The sequence below is a fragment of the Nostoc sp. genome, from assembly GCF_036916655.1.
GTDB lineage: Bacteria > Cyanobacteriota > Cyanobacteriia > Cyanobacteriales > Nostocaceae > Nostoc.
Genome location: NZ_JBALFY010000063.1, coordinates 15593 through 41762, shown reverse-complemented (window position 1 = coordinate 41762; position 26170 = coordinate 15593). Strand labels below are relative to the sequence as shown.

General features: G+C 41.9%; 31 protein-coding genes and 1 pseudogene. 15 read left to right on the top strand and 17 right to left on the bottom strand.

Annotation, left to right across the window (positions count from 1 at the left end):
• Nucleotides 1-238: 238 nt before the first annotated feature.
• Together V7L31_RS15230 and V7L31_RS15225 are read left to right on the top strand one after the other, a co-directional pair.
• Entirely contained in the window at nucleotides 239-1861 is a 1623-nt protein-coding gene (locus V7L31_RS15230) for a PQQ-dependent sugar dehydrogenase (protein WP_334696998.1), read from the top strand.
• 410 nt (nucleotides 1862-2271) lie between these two features.
• Nucleotides 2272-4197, top strand: coding sequence for a tetratricopeptide repeat protein (locus tag V7L31_RS15225; protein WP_334696997.1), 1926 nt, complete (start codon nucleotides 2272-2274; stop codon nucleotides 4195-4197).
• Between the two features lie 35 nt (nucleotides 4198-4232).
• On the opposite strand, the pseudogene V7L31_RS15220 reads toward V7L31_RS15225, so the two are convergent.
• The 7 genes and pseudogenes from V7L31_RS15220 to V7L31_RS15195 all read right to left on the bottom strand — a co-directional run bounded on the left by V7L31_RS15220 (nucleotide 4233) and on the right by V7L31_RS15195 (nucleotide 7624).
• Nucleotides 4233-4662, bottom strand: a pseudogene (locus tag V7L31_RS15220) (HNH endonuclease).
• Between the two features lie 9 nt (nucleotides 4663-4671).
• Nucleotides 4672-4926: a hypothetical protein gene (locus tag V7L31_RS15215; RefSeq protein ID WP_334696996.1), complete on the bottom strand. Its 255-nt coding sequence runs from the start codon at nucleotides 4924-4926 to the stop codon at nucleotides 4672-4674.
• A gap of 32 nt (nucleotides 4927-4958) precedes the next feature.
• Nucleotides 4959-5180, bottom strand: coding sequence for a type II toxin-antitoxin system HicB family antitoxin (locus V7L31_RS15210; protein WP_334696995.1), 222 nt, complete (start codon nucleotides 5178-5180; stop codon nucleotides 4959-4961).
• Nucleotides 5181-5228: 48 nt separating this feature from the next.
• Nucleotides 5229-5477: a DUF6887 family protein gene (locus tag V7L31_RS15205; RefSeq protein WP_334696994.1), complete on the bottom strand. Its 249-nt coding sequence runs from the start codon at nucleotides 5475-5477 to the stop codon at nucleotides 5229-5231.
• Nucleotides 5461-5652: a DUF6888 family protein gene (locus V7L31_RS32645; RefSeq protein WP_409880840.1), complete on the bottom strand. Its 192-nt coding sequence runs from the start codon at nucleotides 5650-5652 to the stop codon at nucleotides 5461-5463. The genes V7L31_RS15205 and V7L31_RS32645 overlap by 17 nt, the downstream gene beginning before the upstream one ends.
• A gap of 62 nt (nucleotides 5653-5714) precedes the next feature.
• Nucleotides 5715-5990, bottom strand: coding sequence for a hypothetical protein (locus V7L31_RS15200; protein ID WP_334696993.1), 276 nt, complete (start codon nucleotides 5988-5990; stop codon nucleotides 5715-5717).
• The gene (locus tag V7L31_RS15195) at nucleotides 5963-7624 is read right to left on the bottom strand and encodes an NACHT domain-containing protein (RefSeq protein ID WP_442944428.1); all 1662 of its coding nucleotides are present in this window, start codon (nucleotides 7622-7624) and stop codon (nucleotides 5963-5965) included. Before V7L31_RS15195 ends, V7L31_RS15200 begins: the two co-directional genes overlap by 28 nt.
• Before the next feature lie 389 nt (nucleotides 7625-8013).
• Between V7L31_RS15195 and V7L31_RS15190 the strand changes: the two genes are divergently transcribed.
• From V7L31_RS15190 to V7L31_RS32635, 4 genes are all read left to right on the top strand, one after another.
• Nucleotides 8014-9933, top strand: coding sequence for a PQQ-dependent sugar dehydrogenase (locus V7L31_RS15190; protein ID WP_334696992.1), 1920 nt, complete (start codon nucleotides 8014-8016; stop codon nucleotides 9931-9933).
• A 368-nt stretch (nucleotides 9934-10301) separates the two neighbouring features.
• Nucleotides 10302-10724, top strand: a complete 423-nt coding sequence (locus V7L31_RS15185) for a XisH family protein (protein ID WP_334696991.1) — start codon at nucleotides 10302-10304, stop codon at nucleotides 10722-10724.
• Nucleotides 10706-10942, top strand: a complete 237-nt coding sequence (locus tag V7L31_RS32640) for an element excision factor XisI family protein (protein ID WP_442944427.1) — start codon at nucleotides 10706-10708, stop codon at nucleotides 10940-10942. Before V7L31_RS15185 ends, V7L31_RS32640 begins: the two co-directional genes overlap by 19 nt.
• Nucleotides 10881-11093: a XisI protein gene (locus tag V7L31_RS32635; protein WP_442936752.1), complete on the top strand. Its 213-nt coding sequence runs from the start codon at nucleotides 10881-10883 to the stop codon at nucleotides 11091-11093. Before V7L31_RS32640 ends, V7L31_RS32635 begins: the two co-directional genes overlap by 62 nt.
• Nucleotides 11094-11154: 61 nt before the next feature.
• On the opposite strand, the gene V7L31_RS15175 is transcribed toward V7L31_RS32635, so the two are convergent.
• Complete coding sequence (locus V7L31_RS15175; RefSeq protein ID WP_334696990.1) at nucleotides 11155-11733, bottom strand: Uma2 family endonuclease; 579 nt, start codon at nucleotides 11731-11733, stop codon at nucleotides 11155-11157.
• Between the two features lie 1137 nt (nucleotides 11734-12870).
• On the opposite strand from V7L31_RS15175, the gene nifB reads away from it, so the two are divergent.
• The 9 genes from nifB to V7L31_RS15130 all read left to right on the top strand — a co-directional run bounded on the left by nifB (nucleotide 12871) and on the right by V7L31_RS15130 (nucleotide 22305).
• Nucleotides 12871-14316 carry a nitrogenase cofactor biosynthesis protein NifB gene (gene nifB / locus V7L31_RS15170; protein WP_334696989.1) on the top strand — a complete coding sequence of 482 codons (1446 nt, stop codon included), beginning with the start codon at nucleotides 12871-12873 and terminating at the stop codon, nucleotides 14314-14316.
• A 148-nt stretch (nucleotides 14317-14464) separates the two neighbouring features.
• Nucleotides 14465-14818: a 4Fe-4S binding protein gene (locus tag V7L31_RS15165; RefSeq protein ID WP_334696988.1), complete on the top strand. Its 354-nt coding sequence runs from the start codon at nucleotides 14465-14467 to the stop codon at nucleotides 14816-14818.
• 26 nt (nucleotides 14819-14844) lie between these two features.
• The gene (gene nifS, locus V7L31_RS15160; RefSeq protein WP_334696987.1) at nucleotides 14845-16053 is read left to right on the top strand and encodes a cysteine desulfurase NifS; all 1209 of its coding nucleotides are present in this window, start codon (nucleotides 14845-14847) and stop codon (nucleotides 16051-16053) included.
• A gap of 102 nt (nucleotides 16054-16155) precedes the next feature.
• Nucleotides 16156-17055 carry a Fe-S cluster assembly protein NifU gene (gene nifU, locus V7L31_RS15155; protein WP_069073113.1) on the top strand — a complete coding sequence of 300 codons (900 nt, stop codon included), beginning with the start codon at nucleotides 16156-16158 and terminating at the stop codon, nucleotides 17053-17055.
• A gap of 246 nt (nucleotides 17056-17301) precedes the next feature.
• Nucleotides 17302-17658 (top strand): globin domain-containing protein, encoded by a 357-nt coding sequence (locus tag V7L31_RS15150; RefSeq protein WP_334696986.1) that lies wholly within the window; start codon nucleotides 17302-17304, stop codon nucleotides 17656-17658.
• Between the two features lie 415 nt (nucleotides 17659-18073).
• Nucleotides 18074-18958 (top strand): nitrogenase iron protein, encoded by an 885-nt coding sequence (nifH, locus tag V7L31_RS15145; protein WP_334696985.1) that lies wholly within the window; start codon nucleotides 18074-18076, stop codon nucleotides 18956-18958.
• Nucleotides 18959-19111: 153 nt separating this feature from the next.
• On the top strand, nucleotides 19112-20500 hold the full coding sequence (gene nifD / locus V7L31_RS15140) for a nitrogenase molybdenum-iron protein alpha chain (protein ID WP_334696984.1): 1389 nt from the start codon (nucleotides 19112-19114) through the stop codon (nucleotides 20498-20500).
• A 406-nt stretch (nucleotides 20501-20906) separates the two neighbouring features.
• Complete coding sequence (locus V7L31_RS15135) at nucleotides 20907-21290, top strand: hypothetical protein (protein ID WP_334696983.1); 384 nt, start codon at nucleotides 20907-20909, stop codon at nucleotides 21288-21290.
• Nucleotides 21291-21531: 241 nt separating this feature from the next.
• Nucleotides 21532-22305 (top strand): hypothetical protein, encoded by a 774-nt coding sequence (locus V7L31_RS15130; protein ID WP_334696982.1) that lies wholly within the window; start codon nucleotides 21532-21534, stop codon nucleotides 22303-22305.
• 170 nt (nucleotides 22306-22475) lie between these two features.
• On the opposite strand, the gene V7L31_RS15125 is transcribed toward V7L31_RS15130, so the two are convergent.
• From V7L31_RS15125 to ppk2, 9 genes are all read right to left on the bottom strand, one after another.
• Entirely contained in the window at nucleotides 22476-22646 is a 171-nt protein-coding gene (locus tag V7L31_RS15125) for a hypothetical protein (protein ID WP_334696981.1), read from the bottom strand.
• Nucleotides 22636-22974, bottom strand: coding sequence for a type II toxin-antitoxin system RelE/ParE family toxin (locus tag V7L31_RS15120; RefSeq protein ID WP_334696980.1), 339 nt, complete (start codon nucleotides 22972-22974; stop codon nucleotides 22636-22638). Before V7L31_RS15120 ends, V7L31_RS15125 begins: the two co-directional genes overlap by 11 nt.
• Entirely contained in the window at nucleotides 22958-23221 is a 264-nt protein-coding gene (locus V7L31_RS15115) for a hypothetical protein (RefSeq protein ID WP_229470896.1), read from the bottom strand. Before V7L31_RS15115 ends, V7L31_RS15120 begins: the two co-directional genes overlap by 17 nt.
• 425 nt (nucleotides 23222-23646) lie before the next feature.
• Nucleotides 23647-23943, bottom strand: coding sequence for a type II toxin-antitoxin system VapC family toxin (locus tag V7L31_RS15110; RefSeq protein ID WP_334696979.1), 297 nt, complete (start codon nucleotides 23941-23943; stop codon nucleotides 23647-23649).
• On the bottom strand, nucleotides 23940-24155 hold the full coding sequence (locus tag V7L31_RS15105) for a hypothetical protein (RefSeq protein ID WP_334696978.1): 216 nt from the start codon (nucleotides 24153-24155) through the stop codon (nucleotides 23940-23942). Before V7L31_RS15105 ends, V7L31_RS15110 begins: the two co-directional genes overlap by 4 nt.
• 223 nt (nucleotides 24156-24378) lie before the next feature.
• Nucleotides 24379-24801 carry a hypothetical protein gene (locus V7L31_RS15100; protein WP_334696977.1) on the bottom strand — a complete coding sequence of 141 codons (423 nt, stop codon included), beginning with the start codon at nucleotides 24799-24801 and terminating at the stop codon, nucleotides 24379-24381.
• 29 nt (nucleotides 24802-24830) lie between these two features.
• Nucleotides 24831-24968, bottom strand: a complete 138-nt coding sequence (locus V7L31_RS15095; RefSeq protein ID WP_334696976.1) for a hypothetical protein — start codon at nucleotides 24966-24968, stop codon at nucleotides 24831-24833.
• 37 nt (nucleotides 24969-25005) lie between these two features.
• On the bottom strand, nucleotides 25006-25170 hold the full coding sequence (locus tag V7L31_RS15090) for a hypothetical protein (protein WP_334696975.1): 165 nt from the start codon (nucleotides 25168-25170) through the stop codon (nucleotides 25006-25008).
• A gap of 22 nt (nucleotides 25171-25192) precedes the next feature.
• Entirely contained in the window at nucleotides 25193-26116 is a 924-nt protein-coding gene (gene ppk2, locus V7L31_RS15085) for a polyphosphate kinase 2 (RefSeq protein ID WP_334696974.1), read from the bottom strand.
• Nucleotides 26117-26170: the final 54 nt, after the last annotated feature.

Below are 26170 nucleotides of genomic sequence, written 5' to 3'. Positions count from 1 at the left end.
CTTATTGAATAAGTTGGAGATATGAGGTATTATCTGCTCGGTTACGTAACAGTAGTTACAAGTAACATCAGGAGAAAAATATACTTAAGGAAGTATTCTCACAAACTAATATCCTTAAGTAAGTTTTGTTTTGACTCTCAAAAAAAAATCGGCAATTTGAGAGTTATTGTGTAATTTACATCACTTCACGGCTAGAAGGAAGTTCAAAATGAGTGTGTTTTTCCTAAATCCAACAAAGATGCTCAGACGCATATTATCTGCATCGCTAGTTAGTTTAATCCCTACACTTACTAGTTTGATGTCTTTAGAGGTTTTGTCCACCGCAGCCTTAGGTCTACCGCCTGCTGCGTCTGTTCAAACCAAGGTGAAAGTGCCTAATACAATGAACTATTCGCCTTTCAATATTAATCGTTACTTGAAAGTGCCGCCCAACTTCTCTGCATCTGTTTATGCTCGCATTCCGAGTGCCCGCTTTATAGCAGTTGCTCCCAATGGCGATCTTTTAGTGTCACAGCCGAGTACAGGTAAGGTGTTAATTGTCCGCTCAAATGGCACGAGAGACCCGATTATCTCTAACTTCGTAACGGGTCTACGTAAACCACACGACATTGTGTTTCATAAGATTAACAACACCACATACGTTTATATCTCTGAGACTCATCAAATTAACCGCTTCACCTACAACTATGGAGACATAATCGGCAGAAATCGCCAAGTAGTCGTAACTGGCTTACCAGATAGCAGCACATCAGAACTCAGAGGTGCTTATGGTCACGAACTGAAAAATATCGCCCTTGATTCCAATCACAAATTGTACGTATCGATCGCCTCTACATGCAATGCTTGTACGCAAGATACTGTCAGCAACCCAAAACGTGGTGCGATTTACCAGTACAACGCAGATGGAACCAATCGGCGGCTTTTTGCCCAAGGTTTACGCAATGCCGAAGGATTAGCATTCTTACCTAATACCAATGATCTTTGGGTAGTTGTTAATAATCGAGATAACATCGCCTATCCCTTCAACGATGGCAGTGGCAAATACGGTAGGGTTATCCCATCATACGTAGACAACCACCCACCAGAGGAGTTTACGCGAGTCCGAGATGGTGGTAACTATGGTTGGCCATTCTGCAACCCCAATCCTGACACGTCAAATGGCTTCAACAATATGCCCTTTGACCGCGATTATCAGTTCAATGCCAATGGACGTGTTAATTGCAGTGCTTTGGACAGAATTAGCAAGGGTATCCAAGCCCATTCAGCTCCCTTGGGACTAACATTCTTGCAAAATACCAACTTTCCTAGTCTATACTCAAATGGGGTAGTGGTGGGACTGCATGGTTCATGGAATAGGCAAACAAAAACTGGCTACAAAATAGCTTACTTTCCTTGGAACAGTGCGACAAGAACCCCAGGGCAGGAAATAGAACTAGTCAGCGGTTGGCTAGTTCCAGGAACGCAAGAAATTTGGGGACGACCGGTAGATATAGCAGTAGATCAGCAAGGGAATTTGTTAATTTCTGATGACTACAGCGGCACGATTTACAAGCTTTCCTACAACGTCTCCAACAACGTTCCCAACACGCCCTCATCACAACAGGTTAGAGTCTACAGAGACCGTAATTTTGCTGGAGTTTCTCAGTCTTTTCCGACAACTCCAGGAGTATACAAAGCCAACCAAGGCGGCTTAAATGTTGTCGGCAATGACGCTATTAGCTCATTACGTGTACCAGCAGGTACAGTGGTACGTGTATGCCAAAATGAAACTGGTGGTCTATGCCGTGAGTATAGTGCTGGTGATTATAACTACGTTGGAAATGACTTGGATAACAGAATATCGTTTATACAGGTCAGATAGTGCCCAATTTTCTTTGCAAATTTGGGATACCCTTCTGCTCTAGCTAAACTGTAGAGATGCAAAATTAGAATGGGATTCGCCCTTAACGCGTCTCTAGCAAGAAAATTAGGCTTAACTGAACGGTATTGATCCATATCCAGCAATAGTTTCACCTGATATTCACTAAGTAAAGGCATACATCTGTATGCCCTTACAACTGATTCATTTATTGCAAAAATATTTTAAATTCTTCACTCGCAAATATGCTCGGCGCGATCGCTACTAAACGCCGCAATTCTGCATTAATATATGGACGAGACATTTTAAATACTTACTCCGCACTGATGTACTGACGAGCTTTTTTGCGATTTCTCTAGGGAATAGCTTGTAGTTGAGCGATAATAATTACATTTCCTAATGAAAGCATAGCTATGATCTGCTGCTTAAATCCAGATTGCCACAATCCGCCCAATAGCGATCGCACAATGTTTTGCTCCAACTGCGGTACAGGAATAGTAGTGCTAAGAAACCGCTATCGCCCGATTAAATCATTAGGTGGTGGGGGATTTGGTAAAACTTATTTAGCAGAAGATATAGACAAACTAAATGAGTATTGTGTCATCAAGCAATTTGCACCGCAAGTCCAGGGAACTGCCGCACTCAACAAAGCCACAGAACTATTTGAGCAAGAAGCAAAGCAACTGCAACAATTAGGAAACCATCGTCAAATTCCCACACTATTGGCGTATTTTAACCAAGATAATCGCCTGTATTTGGTGCAAGAGTTTATCGACGGACAGAATTTATTAGATGAATTAAAACAGCAGGGAATTTTCAATCAGCAGAAAGTTAGAGAATTATTGCTCGATTTGTTAGATATTCTCAAAACAGTTCATCAACAGCAAGTCATTCACCGCGATATCAAGCCAGAGAATATCATTCGTCGCAGTGATGGGCAGTTAGTGCTTATTGACTTTGGTGCATCCAAACAATTGACAGCAACAGTGATGACGCAAATAGGAACAACCATTGGTTCTTTTGGTTATGCGTCACTGGAACAAATGCAGGGAGGTAAAGCTTACCCAGCGAGTGATTTATATAGTGTAGGTGCAACTTGCTTTCACCTGTTGAGTGGAATTCACCCTTGGGAACTTTGGCAACGACAAGGTTATGGTTGGGTTGCTAGTTGGAGACAGTATTTGCAGCAACCAGTAAGTGAGAATTTAGGGCGAATACTGGATAGATTGTTGCAAGAAGAATACCAGCAGCGTTATCAGTCAGCAACGGAAGTTTTACAAGCGTTAAATTCAGAACCAATACCAGTAACTCAGCCTGTTACACCTCCAGTTACTCCACCACCTCTGCAAAAAAACTCTATTCCTATATATCTTATTGTTATTCCATTAATTGTATTGACGGGTGGTGCTGTTTATTTACTAAGACCGACAAATTCAGTAACAATAGAACAGAAAAGTAAAAGTGCTGAAACTTACTATAATGAAGGATTAGAAAAATACAACAACAAAGATTTTCGTGGTGCAATTGAAGACTACACCCAAGCCATCCAAATTAATCCTAACTATGCAGCAGCTTACATCAATCGGGGTTTAGCTCGCTATGATTTAGGAGATAATCAAGCAGCAATTCAAGATTACAACCAAGCCATCCAAATTAATCCCAACGATGCAGCAGCTTACATAAACCGGGGTTCAGCTCGCTCTAATTTAGAAGATAATCAAGCAGCAATTCAAGATTACAACCAAGCCATAAAAATTAATCCCAACTATGCAAATGCTTACTACGGACGGGGTTTAGCTCGCTATAATTTAGGAGATAATCAAGCAGCAATTCAAGATTATAACCAAGCCATCCAAATTAATCCCAACTATGCAAATGCTTACTACAATCGGGGTTTAGCTCGTTATAATTTAGGAAATAACCAAGCAGCAATTGAAGATTACAACCAAGCTATAAGAATTAATCCTAACTATGCAAATGCTTACTACAACCGGGGTTTATCCCGCTACAATTTAGGAGATAACCAAGCAGCAATTGAAGATTACAATCAAGCCATCCAAATTAATCCCAACTATGCAAATACTTACTACAATCGGGGTTTAGCTCGCTATAATTTAGGAGATAACCAAGCAGCAATAGAAGATTATAACCAAGCTATAAAAATTAATCCCAACTATGCAAATGCTTACTACAATCGGGGTAATTCTCAGTCTAATTTAGGAAATAAGCAAGCAGCAATTGAAGATTTTCGTAAATCTGCCGATTTGTATAAGCAACAAGGAAAAGAAAGTGACTATCAAGATGCTCTAAAACGCATTAAACAACTTGAGCAAGGTTAGCAACTCTGTGCTAAAGAAAATTCGCACATCATAACCTATTTATTTATCTGTTTTAGCGCCGATGCTGAGGGATACTGACCAGATGTAATCAAAGCTTGTCGTTCTATAATGCGATCGTTGCTGTTAAAATCTAGGATGCATGCGGTGACTTCACCAATATCTGTCTGATGTTGAATTACAGCCTCATCTAGTCGAAAATGATCGCCCCAAAAGTCTCTGCGTGGGTTAAAAAACCGTACAAGTTCGCCAGTTTGCCAATTAATTGAGCCTAAATCCGTCCCTTTTTGGAGGTTACAGAAAATACAGGCATAGCAGAGATTATCTGCTGCCACCGTGTTTAACGCTGATTATATGGTCAACTTGAAAGCCTAAGCCGTCTCCTTCTGGATATAAACAATACTCGCATAGATGGGCGGCGCGATCGCTAACTAAACGCCGCAGTTCTACAATATATGGATGAGACATATTGAATACTTACTTAGGGTTAATGTACTGATGAGCTTTTGCTTTTGCCAACCTCATAATATGCTCTAGCGTGAGGAAACGATCTAACTCTTGCTGGTCACTTCCTGTAAGACCTTCAGTTTTTGCGCGGTAAACGAGATCCTCTAAACGGTCTTTGGCTACATCCGAGAGTTTGAAATCGATAACACTTTGGGGAGTGGTTCCCGCAGCAATAAACTCTATAATTTCATCGTAGACTTTGGTTGTATTTACAGATGTAGTCATGAGATTACCTCTTTTTATTTAATTTTACTAATTTACAACGCCACTTTTAATGACTTTCCTAATGTTTTTGGCTCTGGTAGAGGTTCACCATCAGCTAAAAATGATTCAATCAGCATCTCTAAAACTTCCTGAGCATTTTTCAAAGCTTCTTTATAAGTCTCTCCGTGAGTGTGACAAAATTCTCCCCATTCAGGAAGACTGACAACAAAACACTCATCTTCATCAGACCATTGAATCACGATTGTATATTTCATTCTTCTGAAACAGAATTACGAATTACGAATTTAGCCAATCTTTTATTCTTAACTTTGAGAATCTTGCTTGCTTTTATTTGCTTGCTCAATGCGTTGCCTAATTGCTTCTTCTGCAATGCGAATATTTTCTTCTATTGGCGTACCGTCTTCAGCTACCATCGGCCCGTACCATGTTGCTTCCGAGTCAGGAGGATTACGGCGACTAAACAAGATACGAATAGCCTCATCATCATCTCGATGTGCAAGTATATAAGCTTTTAATTCTTTGTTAGTCATTGCTTCAAAGTTCGGTTTCATTCAAAAACCTCCAGAGTCCACTAGGGGGTACGATAATTTCAATATTCTCGCCTGCCAAAATATACACATCTCTAGTTTGGATTTGAAAACGAAATAGGTGGATATCTTTGTAAGTATTTGATAACATTTGGCAGACTCGCACACAGGCTTGTGCTTGTTCATTGGTTGGGTTTATTGTCTGTTCCTCAATTGTGACATAGGTAATAGTAAGCTTTTTGGCATATACTCAGCTTACATTTACCCTTCCCACTGCTTTAACTTTTTCTGAGCAAATTCCCGCACTTGCTCATCTGGGTCATTCTCTGTGCGATCGCGCAACAGTGGTAAAGTCTGGGGATGCTGAGGAAATTGCTTGATAATTATCTCTAGTGCAATGCGCCGAGGGTTGGGGTTATTGGGGGGATCGTGGCTATCCTTAAAGGGGTCATTGACAGCGCATTGGTAGTAGATGTCAAATAACTCAAGCTGATATTTAAAATGTTTGGCTAATTCTTGGACTGCTGCACCTCGCACATACTCATCATCATCCTGAGTAGCGCGTTATAATCAATCGTCTTGGGGTCTAACCTCTTATCTTCTATCAAAACCCGTTCCACATCCCATTGATGTAGCAACACCCGCGATGCTTGATTATAAAGCTCGGCTCTATCTCTTGGTAGCTCTTGATTACGATTAAGAATTGCCATCATCGTCAACAGCAGAGGATTTCCCGCCAATTCTGTAATAGATTTGGAAGCTTCAATTCCTCTTTGTAGCCGTTCCCGTTTTCTCACCTTATCTACTGCATCGGTAAAAGTTAACTCATGCCAACGGTAGATAAAATCTTGAATTTGTTCTGAGTCTAAATCTTGTAAGATAAAGTGGCGAAACTCAGCATTAAGCAATCGTTGCGGTTTATAGCCAATAATCCTAGAAGTGACAATTACCTGCACATCAGGATAGTCATTAGTAAAGCGATGAATATCAGTAATTACATCCTCTCGCTTACCAGGGTCAAAGACCTCATCCAAACCATCAAACATCACTAAGGCATTACCAGCTTTTAATTGTTTATCTAGTTCAAGCTGATTTAGATGAGCAATTGCACCACTACATTGATGAAAAAATTCTAGAAAATTATTGCACTCTTTATCTTCCCGTCGCCGCATATAAGTGCGTAATTCAATTAGCAACGGAATTGGTAATGAGATAACATTATCCAGTGGAGACTCAGCCCAATTCAAAGCCAGGAATTGCAACAATGTAGACTTACCTGAACCAGGATCGCCCAAAATAACAAGATATTTATAATCTTGCTTTTTATTGACAACATCTAAAACTGAACGGATTGGCTGTTCAAAATAAACCCGTTTGTGGCGTTCTAATTCTTCTAATTCAACTTCTGCTTCTACTTGGTCAGTTTCTCGCAGCCGTCTAAGATGTTCTTTAGGCAGTTCGTGAACTTGTGGTAAAACTTGATGAGCTTCCCGGACATTTTGAGCAGTAAAAATTTGCCATAATTTAAGTTCGTTATAGGCATAGCCGCTAGTATCTAAGCTATCTAACTTCAGATTGCCATATCTTTCGCATATTCCTTCTTGATAGCGTTTCAAATCAAAATCGGGGATAACAAGAAACCCTCTTGTATTATTTTCAATTTGTTCCAGATTTTGGGAATCAAGAATAGCTCTGAGTTCAGGAATTCCTCGAATAATCTCTTTAACTTTTTGCAGATATTTCTTAGCAACTCGTTTCCAATTAAAATCATCTGGTAACGGATTTGAGACATTAATTTTATCCCAAATTTCTTGTAATTTATTAGTATCTATAGCTGGATTGTCATTTTTAAAGGCATTTCCCAAAATTTCTTTAACTTCTTGATTTTTGAGAAATTGCTTTATCGGCTGCATATACTTTTTAATTTCATCTTCAGAAAGTTCTCCATCTTTTAAATCTTCCTGCACCAGTTGTAAAAATTCTTTTAACGCTTTACCGGCAGCAATTTCTATGTCTTCTTTCTTAAGTTTCTCTAAAATATTGCCAGGAATGCCTTTTAATAAATCTTTAGCCCAATCTTTAGCAGCATCCTTGGCTAAATCTTCCAGGATAGGTTTAAAAATCAACCCCGCAGCCTGAGTTACACCCCAAACAACCAACCAGTCCAGCATAATACTCGCTTCTGTTGAGATTTTGATTACGAGTATATCCACTAGCCGGAGTAATGTTTCCAGATTTCAGGGTGATTGCAGAAATATCACAAGTATCTGGAAAACCTCTCCCTGACTCAGAACTCCGTTAGTAAGTTCTGAGCCAAGAATATAACTAACGAAGTATTGCAAAAACTAGTACCCCTGAGTAAGCTGCTTTCAAAGGGACTTCCAAATAAAAAAATATTCAACTACTTCTTGTGGGGTAAGTGTGAGGTCTTGCCTGGCTTCGGCTAAGGGCAGACCAGATCCAGGTATAGTTTATTTGTAAATCCCTAACTCTCAAAAAATCTATCAACCGAGAGTTATGTGTAATATACATCACTACCACAGTAGAAGGAAGTTCAAAAATGGGTGTGTTTTTCCTAAATCCAACACAGATACTCGGACGCATACTATCCGCATCGCTAGTTAGTGTTATCGCCTCACTTACTAGTCTGATAACCTTAGAAGTTTTTCCCACAGCAGCTTTCGGCCAACTCCCAGATGCATCTGTTGAAACCAAGCTGACAGTGCCTAATACAATGAGCTATACGCCCTTCAATATTAATCGTTACTTGAAAGTGCCACCCAACTTTTCTGTATCTGTTTATGCTCGTATTCCAAGTGCCCGCTTTATAGCAGTTGCTCCCAATGGGGATCTTTTGGTGTCGCAGCCCAGTTTGGGTAAAGTTGTAATCGTAAGGCCAAATGGCACTAATGACCCAATTATTTCTGACTTCGTAACAGGTCTACGCAAACCGCACGACATTGTATTTCACACCATTGACAACACCACATACATTTATATCTCTGAGACTCATCAAATTAACCGCTTCACCTATAACTCTGGAGATATAACCGCGCAGAATCGCCAAGTTGTTGTAACTGGTTTACCAGACAGCAGCACATCAGAACTCAGAGGTGCTTATGGTCACGAATTAAAAAATATCGCACTCGATGCCAATCATCAACTGTACGTGTCGATCGCCTCTACATGCAATGCTTGTACGCAAGATACTGTTAGTGACCCCAAGCGCGGCGCTATTTACCAATACAACGCAGATGGAAGTAATCAACGGCTTTTTGCTCAAGGTTTACGCAATGCCGAAGGATTAGCATTCTTACCTAACACAAATGACCTTTGGGTAGTCGTTAATAATCGAGATAACATCGCCTATCCCTTCAACGATGGTAGTGGCAATTACGGAAATATTATCCCGTCCTACGTTGACAACCACCCACCAGAGGAGTTTACGAAAGTCCGAGATGGCGGTAATTACGGTTGGCCATTTTGCAACCCCAATCCTGACACGCCAAATGGCCTCAACAATATGCCCTTTGACCGCGACTATCAGTTTAATGCTGATGGACATGTCAATTGCGATGCCTTGGACAGGATTAGCAAGGGTATCCAAGCTCATTCGGCTCCCTTGGGACTAACATTCTTACAAAATACCAATTTTCCTAGTCTGTACTCAAATGGGGTAGTGACGGGGTTACATGGTTCATGGAATCGGCAGACAAAAACGGGCTACAAAATTGCTTACTTTCCCTGGAACACTACAACACAGACCCCAGGGGAAGAGATAGATTTAGTCAGTGGTTGGGTAGTTCCAGCAACACAAGAAACTTGGGGACGACCGGTAGATATAGCAGTAGATCAGCAAGGGAATTTGTTAATTTCTGATGACTACAGCGGTACTATTTACAAACTCTCCTACAATCCGCCGTCCACGCCTTCACCACAAGTTGAGGTCTATAGAGATCAGAATTTTGCTGGAGTTTCCCAGTCTTTTCCGACAACTCCAGGAGTATACAAAGCTAACGAAGGTGGCTTAAATATTGTTGGTAATGACACTATTAGTTCATTACGTGTACCACCAAATACAGTGGTACGTGTTTGCCAACATGAAACTGGTGGACTATGCCGTGAGTTTAGTGCTGGTGATTATAGTTACGTTGGAAATGACTTGGATAACATAATATCATTTATTGAGGTCAAACCACCTTCCTCCACGCAGTCACCACAGGTTAAGGTCTACAGAGATCCGAATTTTGCTGGAGTTTCCCAGTCTTTTCCAACAACTCCAGGAGTATATAAAGCTAACGAAGGTGGCTTAAATATTGTTGGTAATGACACTATTAGCTCATTAAGTGTACCAGCAGGTACAGTGGTACGTGTGTGCCAAAATGAAACTGGTGGTCTATGTCGTGAGTTTAGTGCTGGTGATTATAGTTATGTTGGAAATGACTTGGATAACATAATATCGTTTATCGAAGTCAAGTAGTATCAAATTTGCAAAGACAATTTGGGATGTTCTCCTGTTTTAGCTAACCAACTACTAACTGTTGAGGCTCGATCACCAGTATATACAAGTCTGCCTTTTGAACTAAACCATAACTCTAGAGGTAGCAAAACTTTGAATAACAGCATCTCGGCTGTTTATTTGTAATCAGCTGGAAACTGCGCTGTCTACGATGGGCTGTGAAGCTTTCTGCGATCGCGCAGCGTGTCGCAGACAGACGCTAAAAGCGTAGCTTGCTTCCCTGTAAGGCTACGCAGACTTGCTATCGGCGTAGTATGGGATTTAACAAGGATGCTAGGCGCAGTCAGAAATTTCCTAAAATGGAAATATCAGTCTAAAACTACACTTGTATGCCAGCTAGAGACCTATATCACAACAATGTCAAAAATGCTTTGATTAAAGACAAATGGATAATTACTCATGATCCACTGACTCTTAAATTTGGTAAAAAGGATTTGTATGTTGATTTAGGTGCTAGACAACTGTTGGCGGCACAAAAAGCAGAATCTAAAATTGCAGTTGAGATTAAAAGTTTTACTGGCAGATTGGATGTTGATGATTTAGAAAAAGTCTTGGGTCAGTATATTTTATATCAGGATATATTGATTGAATTGGAGCCAGATCGAATGCTATATCTTGCAGTACCTAACAGTGTTTTTGATGATTTGTTTGAAGAACCTATCGGCAAACTGTTACTGAGAAATCATCGTTTAAAGCTGATTACTTTTGATCCAAAACAGGAGGTTATTCAACAATGGATTACGCCAAGCTAGACGACTATCGCCAGGTAATTGAAACTATCCTCAGTGAATATGCTTCGCTACCCTATTCCTATGCCAAGATTCAATCGGAAGTGGTGTTTGATCGAATACGCGTTGGCGCAGCCTCTCTGAAAGAGACTCGCTATTTGTGGATGGATCTAGGTTGGGATGGCGAATGCCTACGGCACGCTACGCGAACGCCGCATTCATGGCTGTCTGGTTCATATTGACCTAATTGATGGCAAAATCTGGATTCAACGGGATGGCACAGAAGAAGGCATTGCCGCCGATTTAGAACGGGCTGGAATTCCTAAAGAACACATTGTTCTGGGGTTTCGTCCACCGGAATTAAGACCTTACACAGGCTATGCAGTTGCTTAAGGTGCGTAGGCGCAACCCGTTGTAGACATCGCTCTTGAAAAGTTAACACGGAACATTCTCTTTATTCTTCAGTGTTAAATACAACACTTTCATACAGCAATTCAATCGGGCATTCAAATTCAATGCTCGATAAAGTGACGATATCTCCAGTCGTGTAGGGATAGTAAAGCCACATCCTACCCTCACCGCGACTGTAACGCTCAACGGAGATTTGTTCCGAGTCAATCAAGATATATTCTTGCAAACTGGGGATTGTCAGATAATAAGTGAATTTTTCACCCCGATCTTTCGCGCTTGTACCTGGCGAAAGAACTTCGGCAATCAGCTTGGGATGTTGAATAAATTTGCGGGCGTTGAGGTCTTCAGGGTCGCAACTGACAATAACATCAGGATAATAGTAGCGACTCTGGGGAGTGAGTTGCATTTTTACGTCTGACACATTCACTCGACAACCTCTGGAACGCAAATGAGGGTACAAAGGTCTGTAGAGATTTAGTGCAATGTCGTTATGGGGAATTGTACCGCCTGTCATCGCAAATACTTCGCCATTGGCATATTCGTAGCGAAGGTCTTGCTGAGGTTCCCATTCTAGATATTCCTCAACGGTCATTTTTGGCGGCTGTTGGGGGATGGCAATCATAACTTAAGATTTTTTCACGCTTGGTTTGATTGTAGCTAAATAGTATCAGCAACAAAGAGCGGTATCTGGACAACCTCTCTCCTAAAAGAAGAAATATTTTAATTTTTGCCCCTTCCCAACACGGGAAGGGGATTTTTTGCTAAGGTTTGTAGTGAGCAATTCAGAAAATTCATTGCGATCGCACAATCATGTTAGATTAGAGTCTGTTGTTTCTCTTAAACACAAAATCTGATAGCTTCCTACCCATCTCCTCATTGTGGGAATGAAAAAAAGAGTTAAAAGTTAAGTTTTTTGAAAATGATATGCAGCAACACACCTATTTTCATTACCTCGCATCGCTGATCAGACAAGACTTAGAAGCACAACTGAATATGATTGTCAAAGCAAAAATTAAAAAAATATGAATTGCATTTTTACCCTCAAAAAAATGATATGTTAGATACAGAATTGAATTTCGCTTTTTTTCGGGAGTAGAACGATATAGACTGCTCCAATTTTTCACCCTCAAACCCTTGTCATTGATTGCTTTTGACGGAACTTGAGGGCAATCTGAGTACACATTTAAATAACCCAAACCCAGTTTCAATTTAGTTAAAGTTATTGCTGGGATTGGGTTTTGAGTGAGTACAAAGAAATCCTGAACCCCTATCTATAAACACTAGAACCCTAACCAAAAAACACTAGAACCCCTATCTGAAAAAAACTTTTTTAATTCTTGTAACGCTTGAAGAATTAGGGTTTTTAGTGTTTGAGTACAAAAGTAATAAATCCAATAAATTCTATCCTAGAGAGACGCAACATCTGGCTGGGAGACGGCTGCTATAAATCTTATATCGCCAATCACCTAACGCTCTGAAAACAAAACAAAGCCAAGGGTGAGTGGAGGGATGACATAGCACCATGCCTGAAGTGAAGAGAAGTCGCGGCTGTAAGCACAAATTCTACCCAAGAACCGAACGTTGACACACACCAGCCGAACATCAGATATCTATCGCCTGCCTGACTTGAAAACAAGTCGCCCCAACCCAAGGGTTTGCAGGCAGTGTGGAAGACGCGACTTCAATTCTGGGCATAAAAGAGTAGCAATAGCATCTCCCACAGTGGCAGCCGAGTCCACCGACCTTTTTGCGAAACTCAATGACATCACCGTCTACACGACTCCTCAACTCTAACGCTACGGAATCGCCAACCCAAGCAAAATCCGGTGATTGCGGCTGCGACAGCAACAGCAGCGCCACCGTGGAAAGAGACGAAAAGCTCCAAGAACGCATTGCTAAACATCCCTGCTACAGCGAAGACGCTCATCACCACTACGCCCGGATGCACGTTGCAGTTGCACCAGCTTGCAACATCCAATGCAACTATTGCAACCGCAAATATGATTGCGCTAACGAAAGCCGTCCTGGAGTAGTTAGCGAATTGCTAACACCAGAAGAAGCAGCACACAAAGCTTTGGTCATTGGTGGTAAGATTCCTCAGATGACAGTTGTGGGAATTGCCGGCCCTGGCGACCCATTGGCGAACCCAGAAAAAACCTTCCGCACATTTGAGTTGATTGCAGCACAAGCGCCAGACATCAAGCTTTGCTTATCAACCAATGGTTTAATGCTGCCTGACTACATCGATCGCATTAAACAATTAAATATAGATCACGTGACGATCACCATTAACATGGTAGATCCAGAGATCGGTGCTAAAATTTATCCTTGGGTTCACTACAAACGCAAGCGTTATAGAGGTCTTGAAGGTGCAAAAATTCTCCACGAAAGACAGATGGAAGGATTGCAAGCCCTGAAAGACGCTGACATCTTGTGCAAAGTCAACTCCGTGATGATTCCCGGAATTAATGACCATCACTTAGTCGAAGTGAATCGAGTCATCCGTGAGAAAGGTGCATTCTTGCACAACATCATGCCATTGATTTCTGCACCAGAACATGGCACACACTTCGGTTTAACCGGTCAACGCGGACCTACACCCAAAGAACTCAAAGAAGTTCAAGACAACTGCTCTGGTAACATGAAAATGATGCGTCACTGTCGCCAGTGTCGTGCCGATGCAGTCGGATTGTTGGGAGAAGACCGCAGCCAAGAATTTTCTAAAGAGAAATTCTTGGAAATGGCTCCCGAATATGACATGGAACAACGCGCTACTGTTCACGAAGGAATTGAGAAGTTTAAAGAAGAACTTAAAGTAGCCAAAGATAAAGCGCTAGCTGGCAAGAAAGTTGCCAATAGTCCGAAAGTTTTAGTTGCAGTAGCAACCAAAGGCGGCGGATTAGTTAACCAACACTTCGGTCATGCGAAAGAATTCCAAATTTACGAAGTGGGTGGAAACGAAGTTCGCTTTATCGGTCATCGCAAAATTGACCAATACTGCCAAGGTGGATACGGCGAAGAAGCTTCTTTTGAGCATATTATGAAAGCGATCGCAGATTGCAAAGCAGTTCTAGTTTCCAAGATTGGCAACTGTCCTCAAGAAAAATTGCAAGAAGCTGGAATCAAGACAATTGAAGCTTACGACGTAATTGAAAAGGTTGCTTTGGAGTTCTACGAGCAATACGTTAAGGAATTAGGGAATTAGGAATAGGGACAGGGGATTAGGGACTGGGGACTAGGGACTGGGAATTAAGGAAGAATTTTCCCAGTATCCATTACCCATTACCCAGTACCCAGTACCCAATCCCCAGTACCCAATCCCTAGTAACCAATCCCCAAAAGGAGAATAAATCATGGCTTACCAAATTCTTACTAGCCAGTGTATTTCCTGCAATCTCTGTCTAACGGTATGTCCCACAAATGCAATTAAAGTGGTTGACGGACAGCACTGGATTGACCCTGAACTTTGTACAAACTGTATTGGTAGCATTCATACCGTGCCTCAGTGTAAAGCTGGTTGTCCCACTTGCGACGGTTGCGTTAAGCAGCCTAGCGATTATTGGGAAGGCTGGTTTGCCAATTACAACCGCGTAGTCGCTAAATTAACAAATAAACAAGATTACTGGGAACGTTGGTTTCAAAGCTATTCCCAGAAATACTCGGAACAGTTGCAAAAGCGCCAACCCCAAATAATTCGTAATTCGTAATTCGTAATTCGTAATTGAAGACAACAATGCAAAATAACTGCATCTATCTTGATAATAATGCTACCACTAAGGTAGATCCAGAAGTTATAGAGGTAATGTTACCTTACCTCACAGATTATTACGGCAATCCTTCCAGTATGCATACCTTTGGTGGGCAAGTCGGTAAAGCAGTGAGAACAGCAAGAGAACAACTTGCAGCCATGCTGGGAGCCGATGAGTCTGAAATTGTCTACACAAGTTGTGGTACTGAGGGAGATAACGCCGCGATTCGAGCCGCACTGTTGGCGCAACCAGAAAAGCGACATATCGTCACCACCCAAGTTGAACATCCCGCAGTACTCAATGTCTGCAAACAATTAGAAACCCAAGGTTATAGTGTTACCTATTTATCAGTCAATAATCAAGGGCAGCTGGATCTAGATGAACTAGAAGCTTCCTTGACGGGTAACACCGCCTTGGTGACAATTATGTATGCTAATAACGAAACCGGCACGATTTTCCCGATTGAGCAAATTGGGTTGCGCGTCAAAGAATCTGGCGCTATCTTCCATGTAGATGCGGTGCAAGCAGTGGGAAAAATCCCGTTGAATATGAAGACTAGCACCATCGATATGTTAACTCTGTCTGGTCACAAGCTGCACGGCCCCAAAGGAATTGGTGCTTTATATATTCGGCGCGGGGTTCGGTTTCGTCCCTTCATGATTGGGGGACACCAAGAACGCGGACGTAGGGCGGGAACTGAGAATGTTCCAGCAATTATCGCCTTGGGCAAAGCTGCGGAACTAGAACTGTTACACTTAGAAGAAGCGATCACAAAAGAAAGAAAGCTGCGCGATCGCCTGGAACAAACTTTACTCGCTACAATTCCCAATTGTGTCGTTAACGGTGACGTTACGCAGAGATTGCCAAACACCACAAATATCGGCTTCAAGTACATCGAAGGTGAAGCAATTCTACTGTTATTGAACAAATACGGTATCTGTGCATCATCCGGTTCTGCTTGCACCTCCGGTTCTCTCGAACCTTCCCACGTCCTGCGGGCTATGGGCTTACCCTACACAACTTTGCACGGTTCTATCCGCTTCAGTCTTTGTCGCTACACCACCGAAGCCGAAATCGATCAAGTAATAGAGGTAATGCCCAGTATTGTAGAACGTTTACGCGCCCTCTCACCCTTCAAAAATGATGAAGCAGGTTGGTTGCAAGGACAAGAACAAGCACTAGCGCATCGTTAATTAATTAGGGAATAGGGAGTAGGGAATAGGGAATAAAGAATTTACTACTCCCCATTCATTACTCATTACTCATTACTCATTACTCATTACTCAGCACTAAATATGTGGGACTACACCGATAAAGTATTAGAACTGTTTTACGATCCCAAGAATCAGGGAGAAATTGAAGAAACGGGCGAAGCTGGAGTTAAGGTTGCAACGGGCGAAATCGGCAGCATTGCTTGTGGCGATGCTCTGAGATTGCACCTGAAAGTGGAAGTAGAATCTGATAAGATTCTAGATGCTCGCTTTCAAACCTTTGGTTGTACTAGTGCGATCGCATCTTCTAGTGCATTAACCGAAATGGTCAAAGGTTTAACCTTAGATGAAGCTTTGAAAGTGTCCAATAAAGACATTGCAGATTACCTGGGTGGTTTACCAGAAGCAAAGATGCATTGCTCTGTCATGGGACAAGAAGCCCTAGAAGCCGCTATCTATAATTATCGTGGCATACCTCTAGCTACCCACGATGATGATGATGAAGGTGCATTAGTTTGCAGTTGCTTTGGCATCAGCGAATCTAAAATTCGTCGCGTGATTTTAGAAAATCATCTCACGGATGCCGAGCAAGTAACAAATTATGTGAAAGCTGGTGGCGGATGCGGTTCCTGTCTGGCGAACATCGATGATATAATAAGATCAGTTCAACAGGAATACGCCTCACCTGCTCTCAACAATTACGGCGTACAAGTTGCCACAGAAATTGTTACATCTAAGGAACGAGCGCTAACCAACGTCCAAAAGATTGCTCTAATTCAAAAGGTTCTTGATGAAGAAGTCAGACCCGTACTCATTGCAGACGGGGGAGATGTAGAACTCTATGATGTAGAAGGCGATCGCGTTAAAGTTGTACTGCAAGGTGCTTGCGGTTCCTGTTCTAGTAGTACAGCAACTCTGAAAATTGCGATCGAAGCCAGATTACAAGATCGTGTCAGCAAGAGCCTTGTAGTCGAAGCAGTTTAGGAATTGCTGTAGGACTTAACGTATTCTACAAATACGCTCTAATATGCATTCAGCCAGGAACAGAAAGTAGGATTTGAACCGAATCATTGTCTCCACATCAATGCTTCATACCAATTCTCTCTTAATTACGAATTACGAATTACGAATTGGTATTCCTACCACTATGACGGCTAACAGCATATAGGCAGAAAAATTAAGCGCCTACTTGCAAATTTCATCATCCAACTCGCTTCAAAGGAACAGGATATGAGTACATTGTACGACAACATTGGTGGACAACCAGCTATTGAACAAGTAGTAGATGAACTCCACAAACGCATTGCCGCAGACAGCCTCCTCAGTCCCATTTTTGCTGGTACAGACATGGCCAAGCAACGCAATCATCTAGTTGCTTTCTTAGGTCAAATATTTGAAGGGCCAAAGCAATACGGCGGTCGTCCATTGGACAAAACCCACGCTGGAATGAATCTACAGCAACCACACTTCGATGCGATCGCCAAGCATCTCGGCGAAGCAATGGCTGTGCGTGGAGTGTCAGCAGAAAACACCAAAGCTGCACTAGATCGCGTCACAAATATGAAGGGCGCTATTTTGAACAAGTAATAGGACTTATGCATTGATTGTTGACAAATAACAACATCAAGTCCTATGGAATCTTGTAAGCTGAAACACATTATGACGTATTTGTAAATTGCGTATTTTTCTTTGTTCTTTGTCAAAAGAAATGACAAAGAACAAAGAGAGAAGTCTGAGCGTCGGCTTCCGGCGATCAGAACTTCTCCTAAGGGAGACGCTCCGCGAACGGAGACAAAAAACCAAAAGAAAAAAATTTTAACGAGGAAGATCGATGAACTTACTGTCAATAATTTTGGCTGTGGAGCGATCGCCCCCAGCAGGCATTTATGCCAACGCTACCAACGATGCTCTACACGCGCTCACTACTGTCGCTCAACTGGCGTGAACGCAACTGACAAACGCACAGACCCACCAACCAACCAATTGCAGGGAAACACGAACAATGACAGACGAAAATATTAGACAGATAGCTTTCTACGGTAAGGGCGGTATCGGTAAATCTACCACCTCCCAAAATACCTTGGCAGCTATGGCAGAAATGGGTCAACGCATCCTCATCGTCGGTTGCGACCCTAAAGCTGACTCCACCCGTTTGATGCTGCACAGCAAAGCTCAAACAACCGTTCTTCACCTCGCCGCAGAACGTGGTGCAGTAGAAGATATCGAACTTGAAGAAGTAATGTTAACCGGTTTCCGTAACGTTCGTTGCGTAGAATCTGGTGGGCCAGAACCCGGTGTAGGTTGCGCCGGTCGTGGTATTATCACCGCCATCAACTTCTTAGAAGAAAATGGTGCTTACCAAGACCTAGACTTCGTATCTTACGACGTATTAGGTGACGTTGTGTGCGGTGGTTTCGCAATGCCTATCCGCGAAGGTAAGGCACAAGAAATCTACATCGTGACATCAGGTGAAATGATGGCGATGTACGCTGCTAACAACATCGCTCGTGGTGTTCTTAAGTATGCTCACACTGGTGGCGTGCGCTTGGGTGGTTTGATTTGTAACAGCCGTAACACAGACCGGGAAATCGAATTAATCGAAACCTTGGCAAAACGGTTGAACACCCAAATGATTCACTTCGTACCCCGTGACAACATTGTTCAACACGCAGAATTGCGCCGCATGACTGTTAACGAATACGCGCCAGAAAGCAACCAAGCTAACGAATATCGGACATTGGCTACCAAGATCATCAACAACAAAAACCTAGCTATTCCTACACCTATCGAAATGGAAGAACTAGAAGAATTGTTGATTGAATTCGGTATTCTCGAAAGCGAAGAAAATACTGCTAAATTGGTTGCTCAGACTGCTACTCAAGCTTAGTCTAAGTAGCCGCTAAGAAATAACGCTTTAGCACAAGGAAAAAGGAAGAGTTTCATATCTTACCTTTTCCTCTCTCTTCCATCTCCCCCCTAATCTTAGAGGGGACTCCTAGTCCCCCTATGCCCCGATCCTTACGAATCACAGAGGCTAAATATGACACCTCCAGAAAACAAAAACATCATCGAAGAAAGAAAAGAACTAATTAAAGAAGTTCTAGAAGCTTACCCCGACAAAGCTAAGAAAAAACGGGAAAAGCACTTAGGCGTATACGAAGAAGGTAAGTCCGATTGCGGCGTTAAATCTAACATCAAATCCCTGCCTGGGGTAATGACCGCTCGTGGTTGTGCTTACGCCGGTTCTAAAGGTGTGGTTTGGGGCCCTATCAAGGACATGATCCACATCAGCCACGGGCCTGTAGGTTGCGGTTACTGGTCTTGGTCTGGTCGTCGTAACTACTACATCGGCACCACAGGTATTGATACCTTTGGTACCATGCACTTCACCTCTGACTTCCAAGAACGAGATATCGTTTTTGGTGGTGACAAGAAACTTACCAAGCTCATCCAAGAACTTGATGTACTTTTCCCCCTCAACCGTGGTGTTTCCATTCAATCTGAATGCCCCATCGGTCTAATTGGGGATGACATCGAAGCAGTAGCTCGGAAGACATCGAAAGAAATTGGCAAGCCAGTTGTACCCGTTCGTTGCGAAGGCTTCCGGGGTGTTTCTCAATCTTTGGGACACCACATTGCTAACGACATGGTTCGTGACTGGGTTTTCACCAGAGCAGACCAAGCGAAAAAAGACGGTACACTTCAGTTTGAAGGTACTCCTTATGATGTAGCCATCATTGGTGACTACAACATCGGTGGAGATGCTTGGGCTAGCCGCATCCTGTTAGAAGAAATCGGCTTGCGCGTAGTCGCTCAGTGGTCTGGTGATGGCACCATCAACGAAATGTTGATGACCCCCAATGTGAAGATGAACCTCATCCACTGTTACCGGTCGATGAACTACATCAGCCGTCACATGGAAGAAGCTTATGGTATACCCTGGTTGGAATACAACTTCTTCGGCCCCACCAAGATTGCTGAATCTTTACGGGAAATCGCTTCCAAGTTTGACGAAACAATCCAAGCAAATGCTGAGAAAGTTATCGCCAAGTATCAGCCCACAATGGATGCGGTAATTGCTAAGTACCGCCCCCGTTTGGATGGTAAGACTGTTGCCATCATGGTTGGTGGTCTACGTCCTCGCCACGTTGTCCCAGCTTTCCTAGACTTGGGCATGAAGATGATTGGTACAGGTTATGAGTTCGCTCATAATGACGATTACAAACGTACCACTCACTACATCGAAAACGGCACCATCGTTTATGACGACGTTACCGCTTACGAATTCGAGGAATTTATCAAAGCGCTGAAGCCTGACCTAGTAGCTTCTGGTGTGAAAGAGAAGTACGTCTTCCAAAAGATGGGTCTTCCTTTCCGTCAAATGCACTCTTGGGATTACTCCGAACCTAGCGATCGCTCTTACAATTGATATAATGCAAGGTTTTTTGGCGGTGGGAGAAAAAAGAGCCTATTTCTAGCCTAAATGAAAGTTGCAGGGTTATTTAGGAAAAATCCGTTTTTATGCTTTAGACAATATAACTCTTATAAAGTGGGGTTTTTAGCATTTTCTTGCATTTTGCTTAAAGAAAAACTGTAAAATGAAAGACTATTTATAATGACGATTTTTTTAGATTAAATAGCCGTTGCTTGCAGCAGAATTGTTAACTTGCTTGAGATACAACCAATAAATCTGTTAAAAGCGCATAAGGTTAAAGAATTCTATATTGCCATATTTCTGGCTTTGTGATAAAAATAACAATATTACACGCAAAGAGTAAGGCATAACCAAAACCAATGCTCTTGTCCACCTATGATCTGAGACATCTACCCAAACTATGCTTTTAGAGACTTTAGCAACCAAGGCTGTGGAGTATTTTGCACTGCAAGTTACAGGTGGTGCTTTGCAAAAGTTGGGAGCGGATGCAAAAGACTACCTTCAAAAGTTAGTGGGTGTAATATACTCTCACTTTGCTGGTAGACAAGAAATTCAGGAAGCTACACAAAATCCAGCAGCTTTGAAAGCAGCAATCATTAAAGAGGCTCCGAACAATGTCGCTTTTCGTGAAGAACTGGAAAGTGTAGTTAGCAAGCTGATCGAGATTGAGGGAAATCAAAATAGTGGAACTGTTAATCAGGTTTCTACTGGTTCTGGATCAAATATTAATGCTCCACAAAATACAGGGAATATAGCAGGAGGAAATCAGTACTTTCGGGGCTGAAGAACTTCACTTACATTTACCTTCAAATTCTGAATCATTAGCAACAGAGCTTCCTAAACAGTTAAGATTAAAGTCATTTTGGAGGAGGCTCTGGAACTACATAACAACTTTATTACTCTTTTTTGTAGTATTTTTCGCATGGTTTTTTCTTGGACTCACTGCAAGCCATGCTTTTCCTATAAACCTTGTTCAATCTCTGACCAACTACCTATTTAGTGGGTTTAAGACATATAAATGGCAGTTGAATAAGGCAGTAGATCAGTCTCTTAACTCAATATGGCAGGAAGTTAGAGCAAAACTTCATCATATTGCTACCTCTGAGTCAGTAATTGCTACAGCAGATAAGAGAGAAGCTAATAAACTAAACAGACTTGACTCAGAATATTGGTTGCTCCTGAGAGCTATTGAGTTACTTACAATAGGCATTAATAGCTCTGACAGGGATTTAATTGATTGGAAATTAAGTGAATTAGATGAACAAAAAGATTTTATTCTTGATAGGTTAGATCCTCTTAAGAAAAAACATTATAGCTTGTTAAGTAAAATTCAAGACACTTGGCATTCATGTTATGCAATTTTTACTTTTGAAGCACTTAGACGAGAAAAGAGTTTCAGAAAAATTGAGAAAATTTTAACAAATTTGATCGTTTCTTATATAAATCAAGAATCTTCCAAGGAAAATATACAGGAAATGCTGGAAGTCTTGGACGAAAAAATTGCAAAAAATCCAAGGCTCAAAACTTTATACCAAACATCACGTCTACTCAATTGGGTTTACTCATATATTGGAAACTTGAGTACGAATATTAACGAAGACCCCATTTACAGAGATTATCCAGTTAGAGCTAAACGGGGAAGATATTGTTATCATCTACCTAATGGTTGTAGTCATTACCCTCGTGTAGAAAAACCTGAACATCGAAAAACAATTTTATTTTTTAAAACTATTGAAGAAGCCAAAGCGGAAAATTTAGATTTATGTGGAAGTTGCAAGAGAATTATTAGGAGTGAATAAGCTGGCGCTAACTTTAAAAGCCGCATATCTCCAAAGCCCCAACTCAAAAACACGCACACCACTGCATATTTAGAGATTTTGTATGAGATCCGTAAGAAGTAGACCGTTCGTGCGATCGCCCTCACTCGGCAATAAACTAGGCGATGTCTGCGACGGGCTGCGCCTACGCATTAAACCGTCCAATCCTCAATTAGCAATCCGGGTATCTTGTTGAAATCTCGATGATTGCGTGTTAATAAAACTAATTTACGGGATAGTGCGATCGCCGAATAGCCCGTTGTAGACATCACAGTAAAAGAAGTAGACTGTTGTTGCGATCGCTTTGAAACCCTAAACTCCACCTTCTAGCTCGTCTAGATCATCTATTGTCAGTAGTGCTTGAGCAGTATGACGCACATACAATACATAAACTGTGGTATCTCGAATTGTAAAAAGCACTCGATATACATTTTTGGCTTTCCCATAAAAGAATTGGCGTACTTCTTCTGGGAAAATCTCATGTTCGACTGCTAAGGTACAGCGTTGAGGCTTCTCTTGTAGCGTAGCAATAGCATTCATCAATCCTCGAAACCAACGATCAGCAAATTCAGGATTTTGCTCTCGATACCAGCGATATGCTTGCTCAATCTGAGCTTCTGCAATTGGGGTAATCTCAACTTGAAATGCCATACTTTTGCTGCATTTCTTGAACGAAATCCCCAATAGGGCGAGTTTGACCAGCGTTGAGTTCCTCGAAGCCTTGGCCAATACCTGCAATTGTCTCCAACTGATCGATCAGTTGGCGTAGTTTAGTTGGATCAATTTTGCTAAGATCGAGAAAGGTGACGAGAACTTGAGAGCGATCGCTAATATCTTGCGGTAGCTCAGTTAGCTGAATTTGCCCATCCTGATAAATGCCTTCGATGGTTCTGATCATAAGTTGCATCTAGGTTGGTATTTCCTTAATTCTACCAACTAGCGTTAGAGAACTGTCACAACTGAAATTGTAAATTAGAGTCGGGGGTGGCAACTCCCTCAAACCTAATTAAAAATGATTTAATTGATTTTATGAGCGATGTCTACGACGGGCTATTCGGTGTCGCCTTTAAAGATTATCTGTGAAATGCACAAGAAGTAGAGATCGCAGTAAAAGAAGTAGACTGTTGTTGCGATGTCTGCGACGGGCTATGACGCTCCTGCGTCGCTAACGCTACGCTATCGGTGTCGCATTAAACCGTCCAATCCTCTATTAACAATCCGGGTATCTTGCTGAAATCTCGATGATTGCGTGTTAATAAAACTAATTTACGGGATAGTGCGATCGCCGCAATCCGCGAATCCATTCTTGCAAGTTGAATGCGTTTAGCTTGTAATTGATTCTAATGCAGTAGCAGCATCAGCATCAAAGGATGCAAGCGGTAGAACCTTGAAATCATTTACAAGACGTACCATCATCTCATAACCCTTAACAACTTCACTATCGTTACGAGCGTGACTAATATACGTATGGCTACCAAGAAGTTGTTCGTGAAATGTGACAATTGAAATTGCAAAATCTGATAGTGGATATTGAGCCATGCGGGCCGAAAGATTGATGTAATCTTGCCCCATCTGTCGCTGGATGATACTTAAATGATCTGTATCCAACAAATATCTCATGGCTCATCCTGAATTTCGATTATTGGCTCGTCGCCTTGACGAATCGCACGTCCATAAGCGAGTACCTCTTCAAAAGCAGGTTCGTCTTTAAAGGAAGCTGTAATTTGTTGAAGCCAATTTGTTGGTTGAGAAGCCGCTACTTGTTTTTGCAACTCCCTCACTGCCGCTTCGACAGATGCGAGACGTTCTTCTAGAGAAATATTAGTTGACATTTGAGGTTTTCCCTTACTACATCATGCCTATCTGAAGAATAACGAGTTAGAGTAAGCGGTGGCAACTCTCTCGAAGGTAATAAAGATATTTAGCTTTTATGAGCGATGTCTACGACGGGCTATGACGCTCCTGCGTCGCTAACGCTACGCTATCGGTATCGCATTAAACTGTCCAATCCTCTATAGAAATAACAATCTGGATACTTTGCCAAAATCCCTTTACTCAACAATGACAATCAATCGCAACCACTATATTGTCTTGATATTGGCGTAAAATACTTCGGAACTTTTTTAGCCATTCTTCATTGGACTTTCCTTCACGATCATGCCACTTTCCATCAGGCGTAACAATAGCGTATGAAACTAAGTCAGACATTAGGGCAGAGATCGGACGAATATTGTCTTCTGATTGCACAATATCTAGCCCGTATCGATGTTGAAATTCTTCTGGGTTGAGATTGTAATGCTGTTCCTTACCCCAAATTATGCCATCATACTGACCACCAATAGTAAATCCGTCACATTTTGCTTGCAAAGATGGATTATCTTCATCCGTTTCAAAATATGGCAGCATCAATTCTTTAGCCTTTTTGCTTGGGTTTGGTTCTGTGCGATCAACAATCACAAGTGTTAAAAAATGGCTCATATTTAAATTCTTTCCAAGGATTACACAATTTAACTACTGAATTGCTGAACAATTGTCTGCACAATTGCCAAAATAGCTCCGATGTTATCCAAGTAAGGGACTTGCTTATCAGGCAAAGCCACTTTTTGCGAAAGTTGAAGAAACTGCCAAACTTCTCCTGTTGTCACACATCCATACACAGGTATTTCTGTTTGTCCAGATGAACTATTGCGCCACCATTTGCGCGATACACTGTCCTAACCCGGCTTCAACATCATCTAACCACGAAGGAATAGAAAGAGGTACAAGCTTGGGAAATAGATCGGCTTCTTGGGTAGTGATTCCCAAAACAGCCGAAACTTTTTCTAGAGTAAAGTCGCTGTACGCCATAGTTTTGATTCAGGAATGTTGCCTAATACACTTGAGGCACAAAAAACTGCTCATTGCGGGGGGCGCGAACATAATCCTCAGCCACAGGTCTAGACGGAAGTTCTAAGGGAGGAGGTGTCATATCTTCGTAAGGAACTTTGCTCAACAAATGATGAATGCAGTTGAGCCGCGCCCGTCTTTTATCATCTGCTTCAATGGTAAACCAGGGAGCTTCGGGAATATTTGTGTAAGCAAACATGGTATCTTTTGCTTTGGAATATTCTACCCAGCGATCGCGTGATTCTAAATCCATTGGGCTGAGTTTCCAGCGCCTTGCCGGATCGTGACTGCGAGAAAGAAAGCGTTTTTCTTGTTCTTCATCACTGACGGAGAACCAATACTTGATTAAAACAATGCCCGATCGCACCAGCATTCGTTCAAATTCTGGGCAAGATTGCATGAATTCTTGATATTCTGCTTCGGTACAAAAACCCATCACCTTTTCAACTCCGGCTCGGTTGTACCAACTGCGATCAAACAGGACTATCTCGCCTGCTGTCGGCAGATGTTGTACGTAACGCTGAAAATACCACTGAGTTTTCTCGCGATCGGAGGGAGTTCCCAAAGCAACTACACGACAGCCACGAGGATTGAGTGGATCGGCAATGCGTTTAATTACTCCTCCTTTACCGGCTGCATCGCGCCCTTCAAAGATGACGACAACCCGATAGCCGACGTGCTTAATCCAGTATTGCATTTTGACTAGCTCAATCTGGAGTTGCTCTAGTTCAGTCTCAAAAGTCTTTTTGGGGATTTTATTGCCAAAAACTTCAGTGCTACCATCAAAAATTCGTTTGGATTTCTTAGATTTTTTCTTGTCTTTTGTCTTTACTAGGCTTTCTATTAAGCCTGTAGCGGGTTGAGCTAGATCGTTATTTTGTTGGTTTTTACCTTCATCAATTGACATTACAGCTATTCCATGCTAATAAGTTGCATAATTAGAGTTTATCTATAAAATGTA

Coding starts and splice junctions, on each gene's coding strand:
- V7L31_RS15230 (WP_334696998.1), top strand. CDS start 239: ATGCTCAGACGCATATTATCTGCATCGCTAGTTAGTTTAATCCCTACA.
- V7L31_RS15225 (WP_334696997.1), top strand. CDS start 2,272: ATGATCTGCTGCTTAAATCCAGATTGCCACAATCCGCCCAATAGCGAT.
- V7L31_RS15215 (WP_334696996.1), bottom strand. CDS start 4,926: ATGACTACATCTGTAAATACAACCAAAGTCTACGATGAAATTATAGAG.
- V7L31_RS15210 (WP_334696995.1), bottom strand. CDS start 5,180: ATGAAATATACAATCGTGATTCAATGGTCTGATGAAGATGAGTGTTTT.
- V7L31_RS15205 (WP_334696994.1), bottom strand. CDS start 5,477: ATGAAACCGAACTTTGAAGCAATGACTAACAAAGAATTAAAAGCTTAT.
- V7L31_RS15195 (WP_442944428.1), bottom strand. CDS start 7,624: ATGCTGGACTGGTTGGTTGTTTGGGGTGTAACTCAGGCTGCGGGGTTG.
- V7L31_RS15190 (WP_334696992.1), top strand. CDS start 8,014: ATGGGTGTGTTTTTCCTAAATCCAACACAGATACTCGGACGCATACTA.
- V7L31_RS15185 (WP_334696991.1), top strand. CDS start 10,302: ATGCCAGCTAGAGACCTATATCACAACAATGTCAAAAATGCTTTGATT.
- V7L31_RS32640 (WP_442944427.1), top strand. CDS start 10,706: ATGGATTACGCCAAGCTAGACGACTATCGCCAGGTAATTGAAACTATC.
- V7L31_RS32635 (WP_442936752.1), top strand. CDS start 10,881: ATGGCGAATGCCTACGGCACGCTACGCGAACGCCGCATTCATGGCTGT.
- V7L31_RS15175 (WP_334696990.1), bottom strand. CDS start 11,733: ATGATTGCCATCCCCCAACAGCCGCCAAAAATGACCGTTGAGGAATAT.
- nifB (WP_334696989.1), top strand. CDS start 12,871: ATGACATCACCGTCTACACGACTCCTCAACTCTAACGCTACGGAATCG.
- V7L31_RS15165 (WP_334696988.1), top strand. CDS start 14,465: ATGGCTTACCAAATTCTTACTAGCCAGTGTATTTCCTGCAATCTCTGT.
- nifS (WP_334696987.1), top strand. CDS start 14,845: ATGCAAAATAACTGCATCTATCTTGATAATAATGCTACCACTAAGGTA.
- nifU (WP_069073113.1), top strand. CDS start 16,156: ATGTGGGACTACACCGATAAAGTATTAGAACTGTTTTACGATCCCAAG.
- V7L31_RS15150 (WP_334696986.1), top strand. CDS start 17,302: ATGAGTACATTGTACGACAACATTGGTGGACAACCAGCTATTGAACAA.
- nifH (WP_334696985.1), top strand. CDS start 18,074: ATGACAGACGAAAATATTAGACAGATAGCTTTCTACGGTAAGGGCGGT.
- nifD (WP_334696984.1), top strand. CDS start 19,112: ATGACACCTCCAGAAAACAAAAACATCATCGAAGAAAGAAAAGAACTA.
- V7L31_RS15135 (WP_334696983.1), top strand. CDS start 20,907: ATGCTTTTAGAGACTTTAGCAACCAAGGCTGTGGAGTATTTTGCACTG.
- V7L31_RS15120 (WP_334696980.1), bottom strand. CDS start 22,974: ATGGCATTTCAAGTTGAGATTACCCCAATTGCAGAAGCTCAGATTGAG.
- V7L31_RS15115 (WP_229470896.1), bottom strand. CDS start 23,221: ATGATCAGAACCATCGAAGGCATTTATCAGGATGGGCAAATTCAGCTA.
- V7L31_RS15110 (WP_334696979.1), bottom strand. CDS start 23,943: ATGAGATATTTGTTGGATACAGATCATTTAAGTATCATCCAGCGACAG.
- V7L31_RS15105 (WP_334696978.1), bottom strand. CDS start 24,155: ATGTCAACTAATATTTCTCTAGAAGAACGTCTCGCATCTGTCGAAGCG.
- V7L31_RS15100 (WP_334696977.1), bottom strand. CDS start 24,801: ATGAGCCATTTTTTAACACTTGTGATTGTTGATCGCACAGAACCAAAC.
- V7L31_RS15090 (WP_334696975.1), bottom strand. CDS start 25,170: ATGGCGTACAGCGACTTTACTCTAGAAAAAGTTTCGGCTGTTTTGGGA.
- ppk2 (WP_334696974.1), bottom strand. CDS start 26,116: ATGTCAATTGATGAAGGTAAAAACCAACAAAATAACGATCTAGCTCAA.